This is a genomic window from Pseudoalteromonas sp. NS-SX12, assembly GCF_057367955.1.
The window spans coordinates 25,755-50,353 of record NZ_CM170635.1; the positions used below are offsets into that span (position 1 = coordinate 25,755).

19 protein-coding genes are annotated in these 24,599 nt (G+C 40.5%); 10 read left to right on the forward strand and 9 right to left on the reverse strand.

The window, feature by feature from the left end:
• Positions 1 to 7 precede the first annotated feature (7 nt).
• The 5 genes from AC2IOM_RS14350 to AC2IOM_RS14370 all read left to right on the forward strand — a co-directional run bounded on the left by AC2IOM_RS14350 (position 8) and on the right by AC2IOM_RS14370 (position 6,808).
• Positions 8 to 898 carry a metal ABC transporter permease gene (locus AC2IOM_RS14350; protein ID WP_010559294.1) on the forward strand — a complete coding sequence of 297 codons (891 nt, stop codon included), beginning with the start codon at positions 8 to 10 and terminating at the stop codon, positions 896 to 898.
• On the forward strand, positions 891 to 1,691 hold the full coding sequence (locus AC2IOM_RS14355; protein WP_486360157.1) for a hypothetical protein: 801 nt from the start codon (positions 891 to 893) through the stop codon (positions 1,689 to 1,691). The genes AC2IOM_RS14350 and AC2IOM_RS14355 overlap by 8 nt, the downstream gene beginning before the upstream one ends.
• A 12-nt stretch (positions 1,692 to 1,703) precedes the next feature.
• Positions 1,704 to 2,639, forward strand: coding sequence for an EF-hand domain-containing protein (locus AC2IOM_RS14360; RefSeq protein WP_486360158.1), 936 nt, complete (start codon positions 1,704 to 1,706; stop codon positions 2,637 to 2,639).
• Positions 2,640 to 2,705: 66 nt separating this feature from the next.
• The gene (locus tag AC2IOM_RS14365) at positions 2,706 to 4,091 is read left to right on the forward strand and encodes a DUF2271 domain-containing protein (RefSeq protein WP_486360159.1); all 1,386 of its coding nucleotides are present in this window, start codon (positions 2,706 to 2,708) and stop codon (positions 4,089 to 4,091) included.
• A gap of 350 nt (positions 4,092 to 4,441) precedes the next feature.
• Positions 4,442 to 6,808 carry a TonB-dependent hemoglobin/transferrin/lactoferrin family receptor gene (locus AC2IOM_RS14370; protein ID WP_486360160.1) on the forward strand — a complete coding sequence of 789 codons (2,367 nt, stop codon included), beginning with the start codon at positions 4,442 to 4,444 and terminating at the stop codon, positions 6,806 to 6,808.
• A gap of 82 nt (positions 6,809 to 6,890) precedes the next feature.
• Here AC2IOM_RS14370 and AC2IOM_RS14375 read toward each other — a convergent pair whose 3' ends face one another.
• The 6 genes from AC2IOM_RS14375 to AC2IOM_RS14400 form a co-directional block, all read right to left on the reverse strand.
• The gene (locus tag AC2IOM_RS14375; RefSeq protein WP_486360161.1) at positions 6,891 to 8,168 is read right to left on the reverse strand and encodes a S41 family peptidase; all 1,278 of its coding nucleotides are present in this window, start codon (positions 8,166 to 8,168) and stop codon (positions 6,891 to 6,893) included.
• A gap of 67 nt (positions 8,169 to 8,235) precedes the next feature.
• Positions 8,236 to 8,934, reverse strand: a complete 699-nt coding sequence (locus AC2IOM_RS14380; protein WP_486360162.1) for a hypothetical protein — start codon at positions 8,932 to 8,934, stop codon at positions 8,236 to 8,238.
• A 170-nt stretch (positions 8,935 to 9,104) separates the two neighbouring features.
• On the reverse strand, positions 9,105 to 10,916 hold the full coding sequence (locus AC2IOM_RS14385; protein WP_486360163.1) for a sensor histidine kinase: 1,812 nt from the start codon (positions 10,914 to 10,916) through the stop codon (positions 9,105 to 9,107).
• Between the two features lie 100 nt (positions 10,917 to 11,016).
• Positions 11,017 to 11,895: an HDOD domain-containing protein gene (locus tag AC2IOM_RS14390; protein ID WP_486360164.1), complete on the reverse strand. Its 879-nt coding sequence runs from the start codon at positions 11,893 to 11,895 to the stop codon at positions 11,017 to 11,019.
• Between the two features lie 250 nt (positions 11,896 to 12,145).
• Positions 12,146 to 12,769 (reverse strand): peroxiredoxin-like family protein, encoded by a 624-nt coding sequence (locus AC2IOM_RS14395; RefSeq protein ID WP_486360165.1) that lies wholly within the window; start codon positions 12,767 to 12,769, stop codon positions 12,146 to 12,148.
• Positions 12,770 to 12,885: 116 nt separating this feature from the next.
• Positions 12,886 to 13,929 (reverse strand): alkene reductase, encoded by a 1,044-nt coding sequence (locus AC2IOM_RS14400; RefSeq protein WP_486360166.1) that lies wholly within the window; start codon positions 13,927 to 13,929, stop codon positions 12,886 to 12,888.
• Between the two features lie 126 nt (positions 13,930 to 14,055).
• Between AC2IOM_RS14400 and AC2IOM_RS14405 the strand changes: the two genes are divergently transcribed.
• Complete coding sequence (locus AC2IOM_RS14405; RefSeq protein WP_486360167.1) at positions 14,056 to 14,637, forward strand: TetR/AcrR family transcriptional regulator; 582 nt, start codon at positions 14,056 to 14,058, stop codon at positions 14,635 to 14,637.
• Between the two features lie 296 nt (positions 14,638 to 14,933).
• Here AC2IOM_RS14405 and cspE read toward each other — a convergent pair whose 3' ends face one another.
• On the reverse strand, positions 14,934 to 15,146 hold the full coding sequence (cspE, locus tag AC2IOM_RS14410; protein WP_054979221.1) for a transcription antiterminator/RNA stability regulator CspE: 213 nt from the start codon (positions 15,144 to 15,146) through the stop codon (positions 14,934 to 14,936).
• 451 nt (positions 15,147 to 15,597) lie between these two features.
• Here cspE and kynA point away from each other — a divergent pair, with 451 nt between their 5' ends.
• The 3 genes from kynA (at position 15,598) to AC2IOM_RS14425 (ending at position 19,534) form a co-directional block, all read left to right on the forward strand.
• Positions 15,598 to 16,443, forward strand: a complete 846-nt coding sequence (gene kynA / locus AC2IOM_RS14415; RefSeq protein ID WP_486360168.1) for a tryptophan 2,3-dioxygenase — start codon at positions 15,598 to 15,600, stop codon at positions 16,441 to 16,443.
• Between the two features lie 14 nt (positions 16,444 to 16,457).
• A complete protein-coding gene (locus tag AC2IOM_RS14420; RefSeq protein WP_486360169.1) occupies positions 16,458 to 17,639 on the forward strand; it encodes a kynureninase in 1,182 nt (393 codons plus the stop codon).
• Positions 17,640 to 18,049: 410 nt separating this feature from the next.
• Complete coding sequence (locus AC2IOM_RS14425; protein WP_486360170.1) at positions 18,050 to 19,534, forward strand: DUF3360 family protein; 1,485 nt, start codon at positions 18,050 to 18,052, stop codon at positions 19,532 to 19,534.
• A 9-nt stretch (positions 19,535 to 19,543) separates the two neighbouring features.
• Here the strand turns inward: AC2IOM_RS14425 and AC2IOM_RS14430 are convergent, their stop codons facing one another.
• Together AC2IOM_RS14430 and AC2IOM_RS14435 are read right to left on the reverse strand one after the other, a co-directional pair.
• Positions 19,544 to 20,554, reverse strand: a complete 1,011-nt coding sequence (locus AC2IOM_RS14430; RefSeq protein WP_486360171.1) for a helix-turn-helix domain-containing protein — start codon at positions 20,552 to 20,554, stop codon at positions 19,544 to 19,546.
• 1 nt (position 20,555) lies between these two features.
• Positions 20,556 to 21,371, reverse strand: coding sequence for a GGDEF domain-containing protein (locus AC2IOM_RS14435; RefSeq protein WP_158683403.1), 816 nt, complete (start codon positions 21,369 to 21,371; stop codon positions 20,556 to 20,558).
• Between the two features lie 403 nt (positions 21,372 to 21,774).
• Here AC2IOM_RS14435 and AC2IOM_RS14440 point away from each other — a divergent pair, with 403 nt between their 5' ends.
• The gene (locus AC2IOM_RS14440) at positions 21,775 to 24,564 is read left to right on the forward strand and encodes a TonB-dependent receptor (RefSeq protein ID WP_486360172.1); all 2,790 of its coding nucleotides are present in this window, start codon (positions 21,775 to 21,777) and stop codon (positions 24,562 to 24,564) included.
• Positions 24,565 to 24,599 lie beyond the last annotated feature (35 nt).

The following is a 24,599-nucleotide window of genomic DNA, read 5'->3' on the forward strand; positions in this document are numbered from 1 at the left end:
GAACATTATGTTGGACCTAGTACATACATTCTTTTCAAATCTAGTGAATATTGGTCTGTTGCCAGAAATGTTCAGCTACGGTTTTTTGGTTAATGCCTTTTTAGCGTCTTTGCTAATTGGCCCTTTGTTGGGAGCATTAGGCACTTTAGTAGTGGTGAAACGCTTAGCCTTTTTATCAGAAGCAGTTGGTCACTCAGCACTCACAGGCGTATCCATCGGTATTCTACTTGGCGAACCCATTACCGCACCTTGGATCAGTTTATTTGCGTTTTCATTATTGTTTGCCTTGTCGTTGCAGTGGGTGCGAGGGCGCACGACCGTACCTTATGACGCATTAATTGGCGTCTTTCTGGCGTTTGCTTTGGCAATGGGGGCGGCGCTTTTAATGTTGGTTGCGCAACAAGTAAACGCCCATTTAGTAGAGCAAGTGTTATTTGGCTCGGTACTGACAGCAAATGAACAAGACTTACTCATTTTAGTAGTGATGTTTGTCATTATCGCGGTGCTTGCATGGCGTTTTTCAAATCAAGCATTCTTAACCGCAATTGCGCCTGAAATTGCAAAGAGCCAGCGCATTAACACTAAGTTGCATGATTATGGCTTTGTTGTGCTTATTGCCCTGATGACAGTCGCTGCCGTGAAAATTATCGGTGCAATTTTAGTTGGTGCACTGTTGCTTATTCCTGCGGCAAGTGCGCGATTATTAGCCCATAACTTACGCAGCATGTTGCTATGGTCAGTAATGATTGCAACAACCAGCGCATTAATTGGTGTATTGCTGCCAATGTATATGCAATGGGCCGTGACAACTGGGCCTGCAATTATTTTAACCGCCTGTTGTTGGTTTGTGTTTGCCATTAGCGTGCACAGCGTAAAAGGAGTAAGCACCCGTGCGTAATCTTATGTTAGCGATGTTATTAACCATAATGCCTTTGGCTGTAGGTGCATCAGAGGCAAGCGAAAATAAGCGTTTGAAAATTGTCACTGTGAGTCCAATAAGCCATAGCTTAGTGACTGCAATGGTTGAAAATACGCCTATTCAAGTGACTTATTTACCCCCGAAGCGTTTACCTGTAAGTCGCATCCCAAGCTGGATTGAGAAAAACAAAACGCGCAAATTTGACCAGTTTGATGCGTATGTATCAATGCGCTCAGTAAAGCCACAATTTGATTTATATGCCAGTGTGCGCCAAAGCAATATTCGTGTTGTTGAAATCGACATTGCTGAGGCCCTGTTGCCAAAGGGCGAGAAAGTCGTGTTATTAAACCAACAAGAATATTTTTGGCTTAATAATAACAACTTACTGCTTATGTTAGGCATTTTGAAGCGTGATTTAGTGAGCCTTTGGCCGCAATTCTCTGCAATGTTTAATGCAAATCAACAAGCGCTATCTTCGCAAATTCGCAGCATTAATCGCGCAAGTAATGAGCTGTTAATTAAGCATGACGTTGCATTTATGGTGGCAAATGCGAAACAGGCACCGTTTGTTAATGGCTTTACGACAGATTTAGCGACCCAGCAGGACGCACAAGCCCTAGGCCTAAATTACTTATTAGTCGACAAAGTTAAGAAAACGCCATTGCCCAACACTTGGCATATTGATGATTTTAGTCGATTTAACAAAGCGCCATTAATTGCGCGCTTAAAAAACAATCATAACGCATTATCCCAAACACTTTCTCAATTATAAAAGAGGTTGAAAATGAAAGGTCCAATTAAAACCTTATCGGCCATTGCTGTGGTTGCAGCAATTAACAGTTTTTCAGTTGCAGCAGCAGAAAAATCCCATTTTAGCTATAGCTGGATTGATACTTGGGATACAGATAACAACCAACAAGTAACGATTGAAGAGTTTTTTAAAGCACGAAAAACACGCTTTGACCTTGCCGATGAAAATAAAGACGGCCTAGTGAACTTAGATGAATACCGTAACGAATACGAAAATCGTCTCGATCAAAAAATCGCACAAGAGCGTAAGCAAAGCGTTAAGCAAACAAAAATGCGCTTTAACGCAATGGATAAAAACGACGACGACATAATGTCGAAAGACGAATACATGGATGTTGCAAAGCGCGGTTTTGATTTTTTTGATACGGATAAAAACGGCATGATCACCGATGAAGATCCGAAACCTGAATATAAACCGCGAAAAAAAACTAAGCAAAAAAGCGAAGAAGAAATTAAAAAACAACAACGCGAGCGCAAAATAGCCAGTGCGAAACGTGTTGTAAAAATGCCAACTACGCATAATAAAAAGGGCATGGTTGCGATTTACGACGCCAACGGCAATGGCAGTGTGTCTTGGCAAGAGTACATGGCAGTACGTGAAGAAATGTTCGCAAGAACAGATGAAAACGGTGACGGCCAACTGGTGTTTGACGAATATTTAGCAGAGTTTGAAAACAGACTTGATACGCAAATTGCAAAAGCCCGTGAAAAACGCGTAGCACGTACCGATAAACGCTTTGCAATCCTTGATGTAGACAGCAATGGTATGACATTTGAGGAGTTTCAATTGTCAGGTGTGCGCAGTTTTGTACGTTATGACAAAAACAAAGACGGCAAAGTTGAGTTTGATGAAAAGGCTAACACGCAAGTTGCTAACCGCGATGCCAAAAAACAAGACAGTAAACTGTAACGGTTGCGGGTCAAAAATTCCAAACATTCAGGGGGAGTAATCCCCCTTTAATTTTAAAAAAGGTAAATGATGCGTTTTGTGGTTTTAATCGCAGCACTTGTGTGCGGATTTAACGCAGTGGCAAAACAGTACGCCACAACGGCCTATTTAGGCACATCTGTTCAGTTTACTATAGAGAATGTATCAGCGACTGAGCAAGACCAAGCGTTTGAGCTAGTTAAACAAGAGTTAACACGCTTGGACACGATTTTATCGCGCTATAACAAAAGTAGTTCCCTTTCGATTTTAAATCGTAAGAAACAACTAAAAGATGCACCTGTTGAGCTTATCGACGTACTCAAGTTATGCCAGCAATGGCAAGTAAATACTGCTAACCACTTTAGTTGTCGTCTAGGCAGTGTTTTACCAATTTGGCAACAGGCTGAACAAACGAAAACTATGCCATCGCGCATTGAGGTAAGACGCGAGGCCCGTTCGTTACGCGATAAAACAATCTTAATTAATGGGTCACACATCACCCTTGATGAGGAACTAACGCTTGATGTTAATGGTATCGCGAAAGGGTTTATCATAGATAAAGTGTATGACTTACTTGTTGCCCGTTATAGTGAAAGCCGCTTTAAAATTGATATTGGTGGCGATGGTCGTCATTACGGCGCGTGGCCAATCGCATTTACAAACCCAAATGTTAAGAGCGCAACGCAGGTGATGTTAACTAATTTGGAAAATCACGCATATGCAGCAAGTGGCCTTGCGTTTCGTCATTTTCAAATTAAGCACAATATGTTTAGCCATATTTTTGCCCCCCGCGATGGCTGGCCAATTACAAAGCCTATCGGTGCTGCGGTAATTGCAAAAACAACTGCAAATGCCGATGCCATTGCAACCGCGTTAACCACAATGAATGGTGTAAATGCCATTGATTGGCTTAATAAGCATGACGTAGCAGGCGTATTATTTTTGCCTGACGGGCGCGTTGTTTATTCAAAAACATGGCAACAACGCGATGTATCAAAACACAAGGCAAAGCTGACATTTGATTACACGATACCTGAATTTGATATTGCTGATTACCGTAAACCTTATGTTGCGATATGGCTATCAGATACCAAAGGGAATCCAATAAAACAAATGGCTATTCTTGGTGATAGTGAAAGGTGGTGGCAGCAAAGCAGGCGTTGGTGGCGAAAAGTAGGGCGCAAGGAAAATAGTGTTTTTCCACATCTTGCCCATGCAACGCGAAAGCCGGGGCAACACAGTATTAGTTGGTTTGGCGAGGACGATTTTGGCCAAATTGTCACCGAAAATGAATTGATATTGCATATTGAAGTTAGCCGAGAGCATGGTGATACCAGTTATCAAAAGTTGCCATTTAATCTCACGAAACAAGCCACCATAACTAAAGATGGCAAAGGGGAAATAGGGCAACTTAGCCTGACGATTACGCCGTAAAACTCAAGAATGGAAGAAATAGGCAATACAGATCAACACGCTCTAGCGTAAATTACATAAAAACGGCATACGGATTTGCCGCTTACTTTCTCAAAATACGCGCTTTACTTATATGCTGTTTTGCTCACGATAATTAAGTTCAATGTGCAAACTTGGTTTTGACGAAAAATCACCAATAAAATTTATATTATTTTTAATATATCAATCATTTATTTGTTTTCCTGTAGTGGATTTAGCGCAGTTAACTGTATTGCGAAAAAAAGTATAATTTACCTTGCATTAAAAACGCGAATCATTATCATTACGACCTGAGTGCGATGACTATGAATTTTAAATGTGAGGATACTCTTTTGCGCTTTACTCTATCTAAGCTAAGCACCGCAATTTCATTTGCATCAGTTGTTTCAATCGCGGGCGTAAGCCCATATGCCTTGGCAAATACGCAGGTCACAACACTAGAAAAAACAAAATTATCTGCCAACAAGCGCGTTGAATCTAAGTCACAAACGGAACTCGACAGCGTGTCAGTTTCGTCAAACCTAATGCAAGATATTAATGATGTCGCTGACTACATTCCAGGTGTAGACGTTGCAAGCATGGGCCGTTTTGGTAATAACGGTTTTAATATTCGCGGTATGGAAGGCGATCGTATTGCGATCACGGTTGATGGCTTAACTCAAGGTGAAACATTAGATCCCCCTTCATTTGCGCCTTATGAGTATTTTCGAGCGAGTCGTAACTCGACTGAAATTGAGCATATGAAGGCTATTCAAATTGTTAAAGGTGCAAACTCAGTGAGTAGTGGTTCAGGTTCGCTTGGTGGTGCAGTGATGTTTACCACCATGAGTGCCTCAGATTTACTTGACAGCGATGAAAATCAAACCCGTGGTTATTTCAAGTTTGGTTATGATGAGCGTGATGAACAAGCGCAAGGCACAATTGCAGTGGCTAACAAGTTTGGTGGGCTAGAAACACTACTAATGTACACAAAACGCCAGGGCAGTGAATCAAGTAACCACTCTGGAAACCCAGATACAACGGGTGCATCGCGAGAAAAACCAGATCCACTCGACTTTAACAGCGACGCACTGTTATTTAAAACCCAGTATCAATTTAACGACGTTCATGAACTAGGCTTTGTTGTTGAAAATGACGATAACCTGTCGCAAGTAGAAAACCTATCGCGCGTTTCAAGCAGTATTCAACGTCGTTTTTCTGATGATGAACAAAATCGCGCCCGTTACGGTGTATTTTATTACTTAACGTTAGATACCGTAGCATTCGATGAGCTGGAGGTACGTTTTGATTATCAAGATATTTTCACCTCTGGTGTAACTAATATGCACTACGCGGCGTGTCTTGAATACTCACCGAGTTACCAATGCTTAGCGCTAGGAGAAGCGTATTTACGTCAAGAGCAGCGTGAACTTACACAACAGACTTCGACCCTTGCATTTGATTTTTCAAAGCAACTTGTTACCGGACAAATGCGCCACGATATCGTTTACGGTACAAGCTTTGAAACGCGTGAACTTGAAAATAATATGTGGGATCACCGTTACAATGGGCTGACAACTGATTCTGGTTATCAACAATTAAGACGCCCTCTTGCTGATGGAACAACTCATTATCCAATAAAAGATGCTAATTTTATTCCACAAACAGACGTTGCAATTTGGAATGTGTATTTACGTGATAGCGTGACTGTAACAGACGCGTTAACGTTATCTGCGGGATTGCGATATGACGATTACAGCTATCAGCCAGAGTTCGACCAGTATTTCACCAATGATCAAGGCCTTGTTAAAGACGTTGATATGAATGCTTTTACGTGGCAGCTTTCAGCAAACTACGAAATAACACCAAATCACTCAGTGATTGTTGACCTTGGTACAGGCTTTAGAGCGCCATCTGTTGAGCAAGTTTATTATGGCTCACGCGGTGCAACGGTTGACGATTGGCAACTTGTACCAAACTATGATTTAAAACCTGAATCGGCATTTAATATGGAACTCGGTTATCAGTGGCAAAATGATAACGGCCGAGTGCGTGTGTCGGTATTTGACAGTGAGTACACGGATTTTATTGATAATGTTACTTATACCCGCGATTTAGCGACACCAACAACAAAGCGCGTGTATGACCCTTCATGTGGTTGTTACAAGCAAATGGAAGTCACGACAGATGACTACCAGCGACCTGAAAACATCGGTGAAGCAAGTGTTCAAGGTGTTGAGTTAGATGCGCTTTATCGTTTTAACAATGGTTTAGAGTTGCGCGCTGCTTACACCTATTCTGAAGGTGAATATGACAATGGCGACCCAATGTTAACTGTTTCGCCAGACTCGGCAGTTGTCAGTGTTGGTTATGATTCAAAGTCACTATGGCGTGTTATGGCGCAAGTTCGTCACCAAGCTGAGAAAAAGGCAAGCGATGCATACACCACAAATGCACAAGGTGAGCAGGTTCAAGCGACTGATTTCCTAAGTGATACATCGACCGTAGTTGATTTAATCGCTAATTTCGATATCACAGATAACATGGTGATTAATATCGCGGCACGTAACTTATTCGATGAAGAGTACTACAACTGGCAGCGCATTCGTTTTGTGTCAGAAGGTTCAGGCGGTTTTAGAGGCGGTGTTGCTAACGACGGCATTAAACGTTACTCAGAGCCGGGTAGAAGTGTTTCTGCCAACATTAACGTTAGATTTTAAGCGTTAATCAATCATAAATTTCCCGTTGGTTTAATAACAAAGCCTGCAATGTATGCAGGCTTTTTTATTTATATGCAACGAGTTACATACTGGTAGAGTGTTGTAAGTAGTCAATGGCTTTATTTAGGGCAGGATCACCACCTTGACTATCTCTATCTGTTGGGATAACTAATATATGTGGCTCAAAATCTTCTCTAAAGGTGCCATTTACATGGTATAAACGCTCAAATGCCATTTCTAGCCACGCATCACTTTGTTCTAAAGTCACTGTTTTAATGCCACCGAGTAAATCGGCCATGGGTGCGCCAATCACGGTTTGTGCACCAAGGGCGTCAAGTCCAATAGTCATACCTTCACCCATACTGCCGGTCCAACGACCAGCAAGCACAATAAACGGCTTTGCATAGTGCGGTTTAGTTGGCGTAACAAACGCGGTTTGCATTGGTGCGTTTTGATACGCCATGTTAGGCGTTTGTGTGCGGTAGGTTTGATACGGTGTCTTTTCGATAACAAAGTGACCCAGAATGGGTTCTGCAACACCTGTATTGCCGCCACTTGGTGTATTACGCAAATCAATAATCAGTGCGCGTGTGTGCTTAAGTGCGTTAATCGCTTTTTTAAAGGAGGCCGCCGTTTGGTTGTTACCAAGGGAATTATTAAAGCGGATATAGCCGAGACCATCTAAATTACGGTAGCTTAATGTCGGACCATCGTTGAGTGCATTAATCGCATCATAACTGGCGGCAAGTGTAATGGTTTTTTGAGTCCCTTTGTTATTTGTAAAGGTAATCGCTCGCGTTTGTTTACGAAGGCCGCCAAGTACAACATTTACCCCGTACTCAATTTGTTGTGGTGATAAGGTTTCAAACCCTTGACCAAATAAGCTGGCGACAAGAGCCTTTATTGGCTGGTTATCCATTTTGATAATTGTTGAACCTAATGTGAGAGTACTTTTATCTGCAGCTGAACCAGCTTTGATATCTTGCACAATAAATTGGTCGTTTTGATAAATAGCACGGATATCTGAGCCAGTAGGAAACACACTAAAATCATTTTTATCGTAGGGACCAAGGTTTAAATGCGGGTCGGAAAAGGTACGCATAAGTTGCTGGCTAATGTCATTAAACTCAGCCTTGTTTTTCGCCTTCAGCGCTTTACTTTTAAACTGGTTCAATACTGTATTTGCATTGTTTAACCTATCAAAATAGGCGTATTGCTTTGTCAGTACGTGTTCAACCTCTTGCCATGCGCTTGTTGCGTTAAACGCTGTGGCAGCGTTTATATTAAACGTAGCAAGCGTTAAAATCGGCAAGCTCAGGCAAAGTGGTGTAATTAACTTAGTTTTTAGTGATGAAAGCATGTATCGGTAAACCTTTGTTATTGTTTTATTTGTTGTGTCGTTGATTACAAATTGTTGAGAGCGTATGCTAGTTAAGCGAAGTAGTAATGTACTGCTCTGAGGCACCGTAGTAACTGGCTAGCAATAAACATTTTTGTTCGATGTAATCGGGTGTTAGGTCAAAATCGGCACGCTGTTTTTTAAATCGCTTTAATGCAGCATTTAAGTTGTCGCTGTTTAAAATGATTTGGCTACGCTCTATTTCACACAGCGCAATAAACGCAGTGAGTTCATGATTTGGTAACACTGTACCTTGAATGTTTAAATGCAGGTAACACTCCAGCGGCGTTAATCCATTAGATTCACGTTGGCTCAGTGCTTTTGGTAAAAACACATTACTTTCGAATAGTAGGAGTGAGCGAACATAAGTAAAGGGAACGTTTGTGTGTTCACCGCGGGCAACAAATAGGTAATGTAAGACATTGCGCTTCATTGTATCTTGCAGTGAAAAGTTTGCCATTTTCTGCAATAACGGCGTAAAAAACGATAACGCTTGGTTATTTTTAAGTTGCGATACTAACGGAGTGGGCATCGGGCGTTCGCCGTTTAGTGTGACGCTTAAACGTTGAAAATACTCAAACGACTCTACGCTTTTATTGGCCTGCAAGTTTAAAAACAGCATTATGTGTGCTTGACTCTGAGGCGTTTGCGTTAAATAAAACGAGGTGATTTCTTTTATGTTGCCTGTTTTAAGCAAGCCTATGAAATGGCTAACAACTTGATCCATAATGTAATTCAATTAACTTTATACGCGTTTACATTAACACAGAATACAGAGCGTGTTGACCTTTGCGGTCTATTTCTGCAGCGTATTGCTTAATGAAAATAGTAACCGTTTATGTATTTTCGCTAGATGGTAACCACGATACATGCTGTAAAACTAAATCAACACGCTTATTACTCATCAAACTTAAGATTGTAATCAACTTCATCAAAATGCAGGTAAATACATACGCCTTCACCTTCGATACTCTGAAATTCGATTTCACCTTTAAGGCGTTGCGTGACCAAGTTGTACACAATACTCAACCCCAAACCGGTTCCGCCTTTTGCGCGTTTTGTTGTCACAAAGGGTTCGAAAATTTTGTCGAGCAATGATTCTTTTACACCTGCACCGTCATCCATGTAACGGAAATGCAGGGTTGCCCCCACCATTTTCGCCACGATATTTATGTTTAAGGTTTTATTTGGTTCACAGCCGTGACGTAAACTGTTAACAATAAGAATTGTAAATATCTGATTAAACGCACCTAAATAGCTTTTAATAACCAGTCCATTTGTCGCTTCGACACTAACGTTAACATCGTATTTATCAAGTTCGTGTTTTAGGCTATCAAACAGGTTATTTAAAAAGGTTTCGACATTAAATTCGACTAATTCATCGTATTCTTGATGCGACGCAACTTGCTTAAAGTTGTTAATTAAATTAGCTGAACGGTTTAAATTTGACTCCATCAAACTTAAACAATTTTCCGCATCCAAGATCATTTGCTCAAGGGTGTTTTTTTGCAATGTGCCTTGGTTAAATGAGTGCTTTAGTTGCTCTACTTGGTCTCGTAAATGTGACTCGCTGGTAATAGCAATGCCAAGGGGTGTATTTAATTCATGGGCGAAGCCTTTTACCATAGTACCAAGGCTTGCCATTTTCGCGTCTTCAATTAAGCGCTTTTGCGCCAAACTTAAGCGGTTAATTAACTCTTCAATATGGGCAAGTAGGTTATCAATATTTTTAGCCAGATCGGTTACTTCATCATCACCGCGTATATTACTGCGCATTGAAAAGGTATCAGATTGGCAAATCGAGCTGATAAATGTGTTTAACTCAAACAAGCCATATCCAATGCGCCGATTAATTAAAAATGAGCTTAGTAAACTGAATGCTAAAAATACAAATGTAACGCTGAATGTGATGAACAACACTTGATTACTGGCGTCTTTTGCGCGCTCGTTTAATAATAAAGATAGGTTTGTAAATCGTTCATTAATAACTTGTGCCAGCACTTTATTTTTACCGGCAACACCTAGGGTTGACGACTGCCCCATGGTGTTTAATAGGGCAGTGTATTGGGTAAAGTTGTAATCATAGTCTTTTAAATTATCAATTAACTGGGTTTTTAATTCGCTGTTATGAGTTTGTAGGTAAGTCTTTGCTTGTACTGACATTTTTTTATGCAGTTCTAAGTACTTTTTATCCCAGCGTAATAGGTAGTCTTTTTCTCGGCGCCTTAATTCTAATATCATTATCTCAAGGGTTTTATCGTCAATTTGCTGGCTAACGGCTTGAACTGCATGAATGGATTTTCTAAAGCTGCTTCGAATACCTTGGTCTTCATTAAAACCAAGCTGTTTTTGAATGGCGATTTGCTTATTGAGATTTTGTTCAAACTCGCGCATTGCTTCTTGAATTTGCGTAAGCAGTCGCGCTGCAATTTCGATGTCTGCGACTTGTTTAAATAACGCAAAATGTAGCTGTGAATAATCATCAAATTGTTCTTTTGACCATTCCATCATTTGCTCGTCTTTATCAAGCGAGAACTCTTGTTGTAAATTAACGGTGTCAGACAATACCTGCTTAAAGTCGGTTAGTAATTGCGTAATTCGGTAGTGATTAGTGACGTTTTGATAAATTATGGCGCCACACGTGAGCACCACAAAAAAACTGACTAATAAAGCGACTTGCGAGCTTATAAAGGCTGTTTTTAATTTCATATTTGGCTGCCTGATCCATTTTTATAAAGTGTAGGTCAAAATATTTAGCTGTAAACGCTTGAACTTATGTTAGTTTCAAACGTTAAATTTGGTACGCCAGTTAAATGGCAAGTAAACGGTACTTTTCTTCAGCAAGCGATATGGCAGTTGGCAGTTGGTTTAGCAATTGCGCAAAGTTAGCGTGCTGGTTTTGCCAACTAAGTAGAATTTCATTGCTCGCGATTAACTCATTTAATACATCAAGCTCAAGTGCCTGATGCTTGCAATAAACTTGGGTCGTTAAATCACAAAACTGCAGACGGCGGATTGTCTCTAACAAAGGCATAAACTGTTTAAATTTATCGGGCAGGTTATCGTGGTGATGGAAGTAAATAATCTCGGGAATTGGGCTCGGGATATGCCATGTTTTACAAATTTTCGCGCCATTAAACGCATGTTGACGCTGTAAATAGGCAATACGGTGCTTTTCATAAGGCTTTGGTAAATACCAGGTTAAATCGTCAAGCGATTCAAAGTACTTGGCATACAGTTTGTGGTTTAATGTGATGTCTATATCGTGTAATAAACCAACTAAGTAAGCCATATCAGCGGTGATCACGCTGCGTAACAGTACTTCATAGGTTGTTTTTAGCAATTCCGCTGAGATTAACGATTGATGCCACAATTGTTTTTCAAATTGACTGGTGGGTACAAATACCTTGGTCAGTGCCACTAAGTTTATTAAGTTAAATACTTCTTTTGTGCCCATGCGTACAATCGCATCTTTAATACTGCGAATGGGTTTAATAGCGGCTTGTTTGGCGGTGTTGCTTAGTTGAATTATTTTGAGGGCAAGGGGCGGATCGCGCTCTGCGAGTTTTTCAATTTTATTGAAGTAATCTTTATCATCAAGCGGAATGCTCAACAATTCGACCAATATTGTCGGTAATATTGGCAAATCGGATACCTGTTCTTGTGGTGATGCTTGGCGTGTTGCCATTCATAAACCTTAAGATGAAAGTCATTTCAATTTGCCAACAAGTATAGTTAACCAAAACTCGAGATAACAAATTACATCATAAAAGTAATGTTTACTTACTCAGATGTTTGGGGATATTAATAAGCTTACGATTGATAAACACAATTGCCTTTTAACCTAATAACTTATTAAGTACAAAATCTGAGTATTTAGCTAACTAAAATTGCTTAACGTGAATCTAGCTTTGTGAAGCTATTAATAGGCTGGTTGCTTACTTATAAACTTCAGCCACTTTAAGTAAAACATCCTCATGTAACCTAACTTTAAAATTAGGGTTTACGTAATTAAACTGCACTAACCCTTGCTCATCAATCACGTAAATAGCGGGTACAGGTAATACTAATCGAGGTTCACCGGCTTTGTTACGCTTTAGCGGGTTGGTTAAATTAAGGCGTTTAACATAGCGCTGAGTTGTTTTGGCGTCAGTAAAAAATGCAATACCAAAGGCTTTGCTGATCTCGCTGTTGTAGTCAGATAATAAATCGTATTGCAGTGACATTGTTTCAACGCTTTTACTTAGGTCTTTCGGTGCGTCAGTGGAAATGCCAACGAGTTTAAAGCCAAGTTGTTTTAGTTCTGGCTCAATTTTTTTGAGTTGCCCCATTTGGGTATTACAAAACGGGCACCAGCCTCCACGATAGAAAAATAAAATCGCTTTATCGCCATTTAAATACTCTTTTAGCGATGTGGTTTTACCGTTTATTTGAGTAACGTCAACGTCAGGGATAACCTGTCCGTTCAATAAAGGGGTAACCTCATCACTCGACTCAGCGATTGGCTTTGCACTTAGTAAAAATGGAACAATAAGCACAAGGCAAAGTAAAAAACGTTTCATATTTTGGGTCCTAGTTATTACGTTACTTACTTGACCCGACAAGTACTTATTTAATTTCATACGCTTTTAAAAAGATAAAAAAAGGCGCTACGTTAGCACCTTTTTAGTTAGGTCAATTAAACCAGCTCCTGTAGCATCTCTTCGCTATATGGCGTAAGCTCTTCACCATTTTTTATGCGTTCAACGTAATTTGGGTTGGCAATAAATGGACGACCAATGGCAAGCAAGTCAAAACGCCCTTGATTAATTGCCAACTCACCCGATTGGGCACTAAACCCACCGTTACCCACTAATGTATGCGGATAGTTTTCGCGCACATAGTCAGATACGCGACCGCCTAGGTACTCGAAGTGTTGTTCATCGTCAAAAATACCAATGTGTAAATAAGCAAGTTCGCGCTCTGAAAGTGAATCGAGCAAATAGTCAAATACTGCGCGGTCGTCTGAATGGGGTTCAAGATTAAAATAAGCTCCTGGTGAAATACGAAGCGCTGTACGTTTAGCGCCAATTCGCTCGGAAATAGCGTCTACCACAAGCAGAGCAAAGCGTGACATGTTTTCTGGCGAGCCACCAAATTCATCAGTACGATGATTGCTGTTGTAATGTAAAAATTGGTCTATTAAATAACCATTTGCTCCGTGAATTTCAACACCATCGAAACCTGCATCTATGGCATTGCTTGCCGCTTGCGCATAGTCTTTTACTAATTGCTCAATTTGCGCAACGGTAACAGGGGTCGGCTCAATATATTCAAGTTCACGCATCCGTGGCACAGTACCTTCAACTTTTAACGCACTTGGCGCTAATACATTGTTGCCATTAAAAAAGTGAGGGTGAGCAACACGACCTGTGTGCCAAAGTTGTGCAAAAATTTTGCCGCCGTTGTTATGTACTGCCTTTGTAACGCGTTGCCAACCTTGAATTTGTTCCGCGGTGAATAATCCCGGTGTATTTGGATAACCTTGGCCGTCGGCGCGAATAATAGTCGCTTCTGAAATAATCAGGCCCGCCTTTGCGCGCTTTGCGTAATATGTTGCCATTTGCTCTGTAGGTACGAGGTTTTCATCAGCCATACAGCGTGTTAATGGCGCCATTAAAATGCGGTTTTGTAATGTGATTTCAGCGTTTAACGCAACTTCATCAAAAAGTGATTTAGCCATGTGTTTATGTCTCGTTAATTTGAATGCTTATTCAAGTTAGCTTTATTTGAATGTTCATTCAAGTACTTTTTTGAACAAATATTCAAATTAAGTTATATTGACAAACTACTGATTAAGAGGTCCGCTATGAGAAGTGCTGAATTTGATCGCGAAACGGTTTTGCGATCTGCGATGAATGCGTTTATGCATAAGGGATACAACAAAACCAGCATGCAAGATCTAAAGGCCGCAACGGGTTTGCATCCAGGTTCAATCTATTGCGCTTTTGAAAATAAAAAAGGTTTACTGCTTGCAGCAATTGGTCAGTATAACCAAGACAGCACTGCATTTTTTAACGCTTTCTTTGAAAAAGCGCCATCGCCATTAGCAGGATTAAGTGCGTATCTTAACCATATTGTTGAGCAATGTTTAAGCTGCGAACCTGCAGCGTCGTGTTTATTGCAAAAAGCACTTAATGAATTGGCGGAACAAGATTCTGACGTGCAAACGCTTGTTACAGAACAACTTCATCGTTGGCAAGCAGGATTAGAAGCAATCATTGAAAAAGGCATTCTCGCGGGTGAAATTGTTGGTTTGCGTGATGCAAAGTGCAGGGCACGTTCGTTGGTGATGAGTATTTATGGCTTGCGTACTTATGGTTACACACACCCAGAGCCAGATGAGTTAAAAGCATTAGCAAAACAGGTGATTAACGATATTTCTGTTTAGTTATTTGCGTTCAATAATAGGCTTTTATAGCGAAATTAAACTAGCTAGCAATTAATAAACGAGCGCTTAATTACTACGGCGATGAACCCGATTGAAAGGTATTTGTTTAAACTTAATGTTTAAATGCGTACGTGAGGCTTTTTATAAACTAGGCAGAGCTTTGCTAAAGCAACTAATTTAATGTGTTTAGGTATAACGGCTAGTACGAATTGGATAGGCGGGATTCTGCTAAGTGAATACAAAAAACAGGCACAAAAAAGCGAGTTAATAACTCGCTTTTTTCTTGTAGTGACTAATTAAAGTACTACAACGTTCGCAGCTTGAAGACCTTTTTGACCGTCTTCAACTTCGAAAGAAACCGCTTGACCTTCAGCAAGAGTTTTGAAACCTTCTGACTGGATTGCACGGAAATGTACGAATACGTCTTTGCCGCCGTCGTTTTGTGAAATAAAGCCAAAACCTTTTGACTCGTCAAACCATTTTACAACGCCATCTACTTTGTTAGACATGTTTTTAACCTTTTTTAAAAGTGTATATTTTGGTGATTATCACCGTCGGGCTTAATTTATATTTCAGCTAATATCGCATCTAGCATCTGGTACAACTTTTAAAAAGGAGTAACGAAGGAACAACGCAGTAATAGGGATTGATCTATGTTTTAAGCGCTTTGAATATTAGTCCTTTAAGGGTGTTTTGTCTAGTAAAATTGGCATTTAATAGGTCGGATTAGTTAATAAAGGCGCGAATTTGCTACGCTTTACACAGGTGTTAAGCAAAAAGTACACATTTTAATAGCGCGGTATTAGGCAAACACTGGCATATTTTATTCAACATGTTTTAATTACGTGCGTCTCTAAGATATGCTTTTGGGTTATATATCATCGCATATGTTAGGCGTAATCAAACACATGTATAAAATAGCGCCGTATAACGCATAATAATAATTTTTGGAGCTTAGCTATGTCGTGCCCACATCATAACTTTCGTGAACTAGAAAAAGACATTCACACCGACTTTAAAGACGACATGTCGTATGGTGATTACCTTCAGTTGTCACAAATCCTTACCGCGCAAAAGCCACTCTCAGATCAGCATGATGAAATGCTGTTTATTGTGATTCACCAATCGAGTGAACTTTGGTTAAAGCTGGCAGGGCATGAACTAAGTGCCGCGATAGACAATTTAAACAATGGTGATTTTGGCCATGCGTTTAAAGTTATTTCGCGCGTAAAACAAATTTTTAATCAGTTAACTCAATCGTGGAATATTTTATCAACATTAACACCGGTTGATTATTTAAAGTTTCGCGATGCCCTTGGTCACTCGTCAGGTTTCCAGTCGTATGGTTACCGCAAGCTTGAGTTTTTACTTGGCAACAAAAATCACAGCTTATTAAAAGTACATGAGAGTGATGAGCAAGTGCACACAGAATTATCTACTATTCTCAATGCACCGAGCTTATACGATGTCACTTTATCCATTCTTGCCAAACAAGGGTTAGTAATTGATGAAAGCCATTTGCAGCGTGATAAAAGTCAACCGTATGAAAAAAATGAGTCAGTACTAAATGCATGGCTTGAAGTATATAAAGATGCTGACAAGTATTTTGAGCTTTACGAGCTTGCTGAAAAGCTAGTAGATATTGAAGACAGCTTCCAACAATGGCGCTTTAAACATATGTACACAGTACAGCGTATAATCGGGAACAAGTCGGGTACAGGTGGATCATCAGGCGTGGCGTTTTTGAAAAAAGCGTTGGATATTAGCTTTTTCCCTGAGTTATTTGAACTTAGAACTAAACTGTAACAGGAGTAAAAACGATGACAACTGCACACCAGTTACAAGGGTTTTATTCTGAGTTTGATGTGACCAATCGTATTCTTTTGTCTGGTCATTCACATCAAGCGTGGCCTAATGCAGCAAAACAAGGGTTACTTGATTGTTTTAACGATGCGGCAAAGCATATCGACGATAAATGGGGCGCAGCGTTTGAAAAGGCCGATAAAGTGCGTGACTTTTATCGTACGTTACTCGGAGAATCACACGGTGAAATTGCGCTAGGCCAATCCACCCATGAATTGATTTTACGTTTTTTATCTGACTTAAGCTGTTTTAAGCATAAAAAACAAACACCGATAAAAATCGTCACCACTAATGGTGAATTCCATTCAATGCGTCGCCAGTTAGATCGTCTAAAAGACGTCAATATTGACGTTAAGGTGATTGATACTCAACCACAAGACACCTTGGCCGAGCGTTTAATCAACGCATTAGATAAAGACACAGATGCCGTGTTAGTTTCTGCAGTGTTTTTTGCATCCAGTCGTATTTTCCACCAAGTTGGCGACGTTGCGGTTGCTGCAAACGCGTTAAATATACCGTGTTTAGTGGATGTGTATCACGCGCTTAATGTCATTCCATTTAGTTTAGCGAGCTGGCAACTTGAAACTGCGTTTATTGTTGGTGGTGGTTATAAGTATTGTCAAGCCGGTGAAGGGAACTGCTTTATGCGCATTCCAAAAGGGTATAATGGTAGCCCAATTATTACCGGTTGGTTTGCTGAATTTGAAAGCCTTGATCAAGCCCCTGGAAAAGTCGGGTATGGCAAAGGGCAAGGTGCATTTGCCGGTTCAACATATGACCCAACAAGTCATTACCGCGCTGCGGCTGTATTTGATTTTTTTAATGCGCAAGAATTAAGTGCAGAACGACTTGCTGACATTAATAAACAGCAAATAACACGCCTTTGGCAAGGCATTGAAAGTATGGCGCTAACCCCAGACTTACTGACTTTGCCAGAGCATGGCATTGATAATAATGCAGGATTTTTGTCATTGACGACACCTGAGGCTGCAACTTGGGTGAAAAAGCTAGCTGAGCAGGGAATTCAAACCGATAACCGTGGAAACCAATTACGTCTAGGGCCAGCACCTTATGTAACAGATGAACAGCTTGATAATGCACTTGATGTGATAGTAAATATCTCAAAAACAATGGTATAAAACATGTGCTTCTAAGCAGTATTGCCGTCTTTTTTACGAAAAGGCGGTAATGCACAACAGTTAGATTTGTGATGTTGAATTACGTTTAACCGATGTTTCTAAATTCTGATGCTTCGATTAGTAACGTATCGGCTCAGGTAAAACTCTAAACTCCTTTCTTACACGTTAGCCCTAAACGCCTTATTAGACTAATAGCTATAGGCTAATGTTGTAACGCTAATTTAAATTAAAAATATACTAAGTGATTGATTTAAATCTACTAAATACAAATTCCGATAATGGCTGATTAAATTTAAAGCGAAAAAAGGCCATTTTTCAAATAGCTACTCGACTTATGGCTAACTTTCATTACGCAACGACTCCGCTATGGTGTTTTCATAATAAAAATCTCATCTGTAGTAGGAGATGCAATGACAACACCAACAGACACCAATTGCGATACGCATAGTGCAAGTTATGAATCGCTTCACAAACCAAGCTCTGAATTCAACACGCGCGATGAGTATTTAGAGCATGAATTACAAATTATGCAGCCCAAACGCTGGCGCCCTAATTTACCGTTTCGTGATTATCGTTTTGAATTAGAAGATACCATTCCAGCAATGGCCGGCACCATAGGCAAAGTGGTTATGGTAGGCGCAATTGCAGCGACGTTTGCTGGCCCATTAGGGTTAAGTGATAGCTTTATACTTGAAAACGTGCGCTACGAGTTATTACTGGTCTCACTATTTATTTTACTGTTTTCTGGTTTTTTATTACCTACTGCTAACCTTGCAGGTACCCATGGGCCGCTTATTCCGCTTATTCCAATTGTCGTCGCTGCTGGCGGTCACCCAATGGCGTTTGGTTTGTTAATTGGCGCATTTGGTTTGCTGCTTGCGATAAGTAAGGGCGGCAGTGTGCTGGCGGGATTGACCAGTCGGGGCGTATGTGGGGGCTTGTTGCTTTACCTTGGTTTTATTGGCACGACGTCGCAGGTTAAAAAGCTATTTGCCTGGGCTGAAAGCATAAATATGGCGCATATTGCGTTTGTTATTATTTTCACCACGATTTTACTTTATGCGTTACTTGAACATTTTAAGAAGCGCTGGCTTGCTGTGCCGCTAAGTTGTTTACTAGGTGGTGGCCTTGCCTTTACGTTAGGCGCGCCGTTTGAATTTAAAACAGGTCCAGGTTTACCAAATATGGATCCGATGTATTGGTGGGGTGAAAGCACCGGTTGGATGTTAGGTTTACCCACCCTAGAGAGCTTTATTGTAGTGCTACCGTTTGCTGTGCTTGCAGTGGCTATGTGGTCACCTGATTTCTTGGGTCACCAAGTGTTTCAAAAAATTAGCTACCCAGAGCGCACTGAAAAAGTACAAATGAACATTGATGACACTATGTTAAGTGCGTCAGCACGCCAAACATTCGGTTCAATTATGGGCGGTGCAAACTTTACGTCATCTTGGGGCACATACATTGTACCTGCGGCTATTGCTAAGCGTCCTATTCCGGCAGGAGCCGTGTTAACCGCGCTATTTTGTATTATTGCTGGTATTTGGGGCTACCCAATGGATCTTGCTATTTGGCAACCTGTGCTGTGTGTTGCACTTATTGTGGGTGTGTTTATTCCATTACTTGAAGCAGGCATGGAAATGACTCGCGAAGGTAAAACTACACAATCAGCGGCAATTGTTGTGTTCTCATCTGCGTTGGTAAACCCTGCATTTGGTTGGTCTTTAACCATGTTACTGGATAACTTAGGCCTGATTGGCTGTAAAGAACGCTCTAAAGAATTAACGTCAATGAACCGCTGGATTATTCCACTTATTATGTTTGTTGTGCTTACAGGTGTAATGGCATTGGTAGGGTTGTTACCGGGTCTTCCGGCAATTATGCCGAGCTTTCGATAATTAAAAGGGTTATTTCGCCAAACGTAACTGGTTTGGCGTTTTTCCCGTTAAACGCTTTAACAGGCGACGGAAATTGGTTAAATCATTGATTGCCAGTTTTTCGGAGATGGTTTGATTTGATGCAGACGTTTGCATTAAGTGAAACAAGGTCACGTTTTTAAGTACCTGATCTTTCTCGTACTTAAAGCTGGTATTGTGAGCCTGTAATTTGCGTTTTAATGTTGCCGGACTCATAGATAAATGGGCTGCGGCAGTTTCTAACGTTGTATTTGGTTTACAGGCAATGTGGCGAGCTAGAACGGTAAGTAGGCTGTTTAATTTTTGTTTTTTAGTCAGCTTATAAAATGCTTGGCGCCTTAAGATAGTGCTGCTGTCTTTAGCTGGTACATTCGACTGTTCGCTCTTTATCGATATCAACAGCAAGGGCTTATCAAATATCACAGGGTGTTTTATAAATGTGTGGTAATACTCAAGATGTTTAGGTGCTTTAAATGGTAATTGTATAGTGATATCAATTTCTGGAAAACGCCAGTCAATAAAGTGGCACACAATACTTATTAACGTTTCATAAAAGAAACGTTCAACGCGCTCGGTGCAATGTTTAATTCCCACATCAATAACAAAATGCCGCTGTTGTTCGCTGTTAAATTCGCTAAATTTACATACCGGAAAAAACTCATTACTAAAGCACCTGAGCAGCTTGAATACGTGCGTTAGATTGCGCGCGTTTACAATTGCGGTTTTTACCTCAGAATTGTAATGATTAAAAAACTGTTGACCAATTTGAAAGCTAAAATCGTTATGCGGCAATAAATTCAAACTGTTGTGACAACAGACTGCTAACTGATCAAAACTAATGTTTATGTCGCTTTTTAACAGGTCGTAATAAGCCAATTTACTGCCGTTTAGCACTTTACTGATATCTACGCCTTGCTGCTGACAAAGTTCAAGCAAAGGCAATAACAAAAGTGCACTCGGAATTACGTTATCGCTGCATTCAAAAAACGTTACTTTTGACACACTATGCCACCTGTTTTTGTAGCGTTAGGGTGTGGTTTAATCGCATCAGCAAAGAGGTCACATCATCGCCACGCGTTACCTCAATACTTGACTGATGAATTGCGTTAAAAAGGGTTTTATTGTCAAAGTACAAGACGTGTTGCTTAACCATATTTGCAACGTGGGTGTTAATTACTTGGGCTTGATGCTGTTTAGTATTTGGCATCAGTACAATAAAGCGGTCTCCAGCGTAACGGCAGGCTAAATCACTATCGCGAATGTTTACTTGAATTAAGCTGGCAATATCATGTAATAGTTTATTGGCTGATAATCGGCCTTGTTCGCGCAAATAAAGATTAAACGATTTTATGTCGAATACACTTATACAAAATGGTGTGTTATGGGTATTGAAATGAACAAGCTCAGCGGCAATTTGCTTTTTCATATAACTTGCTGAATACAGTCCCGAAATCATATCGTAAAAACTGTGTTCTCGATAAAAACGCTCGCTTTTAATTAAACGATTATTAATTATTTGCTGTTCTTTATGCCAGTAGTAAAGGGCGAAACTCATCATCACGAGCCCAAGTACTGCGGGAATCGCCTCAAGCCGTGAAAACCACGCATACTCATTCTTGTAGCGAAAAAATTCATCGAGCAGGTCAAGTAACATGGAAAAATGCACCATGCTGATGCCAATGAATAACAGCGTGGTTAACTTTCCTTTCGGGCGGGTGTAAAGCGTAACAATTAACCAGCATAAGGTAATCACAGCAATACCGCCCTCACCAATAACATCGAGCCATTTTATACTGGCAACGGGTTTTGCGTTACTCATGTGTATAAACGACATGACCAGAAGTAGTAAGCAGGTGAAAAAGGCAAAGACCAAATGTTTGTGCAGCATAAGGTTGGTGATTTTCATAATAATTGAACAGGTTTTTTGTTCATTTTCTTGGGTTTTAAGCTATATGAGTAGGGTTAGATTAGCTCATAAAAGGTATCAATTTTATGACAGAAATTGAGTTCTTACAGGGATAAAGGCATTTTAGGTTGATGTGAGGGGGTTAATTTAGCTCATAACACAGTAAAGCAAGTGATTTTTAAGCCATATCAGTACTTAGTTGATTGTACTGCAATATTTTTTTCATATCTCCCAAGTAGGGTAGCGCTGTCTCAGCATCGAGCGCTAGACAACAGAATCTCTCGGCATATGCCTTAACCCCTGAAAGAGAATAATAATGGAAAGTAATAAACCGTCAGTTTTTAAGCGTACGCAACTTACTCTTGCTGTACTTGCTAGTTGTTTATCCTGCCAAGTAGCAGCGAATACCGTTTCTGGTCGCGTTAGCGATGCTAATCAAAAAGTGTATTTCGAAGGTGCTAAAGTCGAAATTCAAGAACTCAATAAAAGTGTTGTGACCGCGCGTGATGGTTCGTATTCGTTAACTAACTTGCCTGCGGGTGACTACACGTTAGTCATCTCGTACCTTGGTGCTTTGCCTAAAACAATCAATGTAACAATTAACGAAAGTGGCATTGTAGATAAAAATGTGCGCTTGTCGTCGGCTCAAACCGCAATAGAAGACATGATAGTAGTTGGCACCAGAGCGGGACAAGCCGGTGCTATTAACCGTCAGAAAAACGCATTAAGTATAAAATCGATTGTGAGTAGTGACTCTATCGGCCAATTGCCAGATCAAAACGCGGCAGAAGCACTGCAGCGTTTACCTGGTATGTTTATTCAACGCGACCAAGGTGAAGGGCGCTTTGTTGGTATACGTGGTATTGACCCGAATCTAAACAATGTAACGATTAACGGTGCTAACGTACCCTCGCCAGAAGCTGGCGTGCGAAGCGTTGCGATGGATGTGATCCCAAGCGAACTAGTGCAAAGTTTAGAAGTTAGCAAAACCGTGACACCTGATATGGACGCAAGTGCAGTAGGTGGTTCGATTGATGTTAAAAGCTTAAGTGCATTTGACCGAGAAGGGCAAAGCTACAGTGCCACGGTACAAGGGTCTTACAATGAGCAAGTAAGTGAGAGCAGCCCAAAAATATCAGCAAGCTTTACTGACGTATATGAATTAGATAACGGCAATGAACTCGGTGTTGCAACTGCGATAAGTTGGTTTGAACGCAAGTTTGGCTCACACAATTCAGAAGTTGATGGTGGCTGGAATGAGATGGAAGTTGAAGGCCAATCAAGTGGTGACGACATAAACTTTTTCGGCGCTGAGGAGATTGAACAACGTCATTATCTAGTAACCCGTGAACGCTTAGGTGCTGCACTTAACTTAGATTATAAAACAACAGGCAACTCTGAATATTATTTGCGTACTTTGTGGAGTGAATTTGCTGATGATGAATTCCGTTTACGCAATGAATATAAGTTTGATAAAGGTACTGTGCTTGAAGATAGCATCAGCGACAACTCAGCGACATTTGTTGACGCAGAAATGGACCGCGATACAAAAGACCGCTACGAGACACAGCAAATTCTGTCTATGGTGTTAGGCGGTAAAAATCACCTAAACGATTGGTTTGTTGAATACGATTTAGGGTATTCGAAATCAAATGAAAAAGAACCTGATCGCATTGATGCGGACTTCGCCGGCGAAGGCTTCATTTTAGGCTATAACACGACGAATGATGCACCTGATTTAGCTCACTCGCCAAACGCCCATGATTTATCAAACTTTGAGCTTGATGAAATTGTAAGTGAAAACAATGTGTCGGAAGATGAAGCGCTAAGCGTGAAGTTTGATATCAGTAAAGATTTTGTGTGGCAAAACAACAATGCTGAGTTGAAATTTGGTGCAAAATACCAAACGCGGGAAAAATTTAACGATGTAAACGTGGTTGTTTTTGATGGCGGCTTTAACGATGCATTAGCAAGTCAATTTGCAGTGGGTGCACCAGATTATGATTTGGGCTCATTTGGACCAGGATTGTCGCGCAGTGCTATTGCACAATTTGTTAACGCTAATAAATCAAACTTTGATGTAAACGCCATTGATTCAAAAATTGATAGCTTTGGACAAAGCTATACCAGTGATGAAGACATTTTAGCGGCATACGGCATGATCACGATGGATATCAATGCATGGCATATTGTTGCAGGTGTGCGTTATGAAGACACGTCATTTTCAACCGCAGGTAACCGTGTTGAATTAGTTGCTGATGACATTAATGACAGTGAATTTGTAGAAATTTCACCGTGGCAAGTAGATAAAGATTACAGCCACTTTTTACCTAGTTTAAATGTTAAATATGACGTAAACGAAAAGCTTATTACACGTTTTGCCTACACCAATACCATTGCTCGCCCAACATTTGGCGACAGTGCTGCTTATCAATTAATTGAGACCGAAATTGTTGATGAAGATGGCGAAACAATCACTGAGCGTAAGGCTGAGGTAGGTAATCCGGATCTAGACCCGTACGAATCACTTAACCTTGATGCATCGATTGAATATTACCCAGGCAATATTGGTGTAATGTCGGCGGGCCTATTCTACAAAGATATTGATAACTTTATTGTAATGGCCGAAGTACAAGACAATGGCTCTTGGAATGGTTTTGCTGAAGTAATGCAGCCAATCAACGGTGGCAGCGCGTCACTCTCAGGTGTTGAATTAGCGTGGACCAAGAACTTTAAAAATGGTTTGATGTTTTCAGCCAATGGTGCCTTTGTTGATGCTGATGATAAGTTACCAAATCAATCTGATACCGTTGCTAATCTCATGTTTGGTTATGAAACCGCTAAAATTAGTGCACGTTTAAGCGCCAGTTACAAAAGCGAAGCGTATCAATATGAGCTTGGAGATAAAGGGGTTTACGAACAAGCCCATACCCAACTTGATTTAAGTACTAAATACTATATCAACCAACAAACCCAAGTGTACTTTAACGCCGTGAACATTACCGAAGAGCCATATTATTTGTCGCATGGTAATGAGCGTTACAGCTTACAATATGAAACATACGGACGTTCGTTCGAACTTGGATTTACTTTTACATCTTTCTAAATGAGGTGCCGCTAGCCATCGCTAGCGGCTATTTA

Excerpts from the sequence above, each read along its gene's own strand:
- AC2IOM_RS14400 (WP_486360166.1), bottom strand. The coding sequence starts at position 13,929 with ATGGCTAAATCACTTTTTGATGAAGTTGCGTTAAACGCTGAAATCACA.
- AC2IOM_RS14390 (WP_486360164.1), bottom strand. The coding sequence starts at position 11,895 with ATGGCAACACGCCAAGCATCACCACAAGAACAGGTATCCGATTTGCCA.
- AC2IOM_RS14380 (WP_486360162.1), bottom strand. The coding sequence starts at position 8,934 with ATGGATCAAGTTGTTAGCCATTTCATAGGCTTGCTTAAAACAGGCAAC.
- AC2IOM_RS14405 (WP_486360167.1), top strand. The coding sequence starts at position 14,056 with ATGAGAAGTGCTGAATTTGATCGCGAAACGGTTTTGCGATCTGCGATG.
- AC2IOM_RS14375 (WP_486360161.1), bottom strand. The coding sequence starts at position 8,168 with ATGCTTTCATCACTAAAAACTAAGTTAATTACACCACTTTGCCTGAGC.
- AC2IOM_RS14425 (WP_486360170.1), top strand. The coding sequence starts at position 18,050 with ATGACAACACCAACAGACACCAATTGCGATACGCATAGTGCAAGTTAT.
- AC2IOM_RS14385 (WP_486360163.1), bottom strand. The coding sequence starts at position 10,916 with ATGAAATTAAAAACAGCCTTTATAAGCTCGCAAGTCGCTTTATTAGTC.
- AC2IOM_RS14435 (WP_158683403.1), bottom strand. The coding sequence starts at position 21,371 with ATGAGTAACGCAAAACCCGTTGCCAGTATAAAATGGCTCGATGTTATT.
- AC2IOM_RS14360 (WP_486360158.1), top strand. The coding sequence starts at position 1,704 with ATGAAAGGTCCAATTAAAACCTTATCGGCCATTGCTGTGGTTGCAGCA.
- AC2IOM_RS14420 (WP_486360169.1), top strand. The coding sequence starts at position 16,458 with ATGACAACTGCACACCAGTTACAAGGGTTTTATTCTGAGTTTGATGTG.
- AC2IOM_RS14395 (WP_486360165.1), bottom strand. The coding sequence starts at position 12,769 with ATGAAACGTTTTTTACTTTGCCTTGTGCTTATTGTTCCATTTTTACTA.
- AC2IOM_RS14350 (WP_010559294.1), top strand. The coding sequence starts at position 8 with ATGTTGGACCTAGTACATACATTCTTTTCAAATCTAGTGAATATTGGT.
- AC2IOM_RS14365 (WP_486360159.1), top strand. The coding sequence starts at position 2,706 with ATGATGCGTTTTGTGGTTTTAATCGCAGCACTTGTGTGCGGATTTAAC.
- AC2IOM_RS14440 (WP_486360172.1), top strand. The coding sequence starts at position 21,775 with ATGGAAAGTAATAAACCGTCAGTTTTTAAGCGTACGCAACTTACTCTT.
- cspE (WP_054979221.1), bottom strand. The coding sequence starts at position 15,146 with ATGTCTAACAAAGTAGATGGCGTTGTAAAATGGTTTGACGAGTCAAAA.
- kynA (WP_486360168.1), top strand. The coding sequence starts at position 15,598 with ATGTCGTGCCCACATCATAACTTTCGTGAACTAGAAAAAGACATTCAC.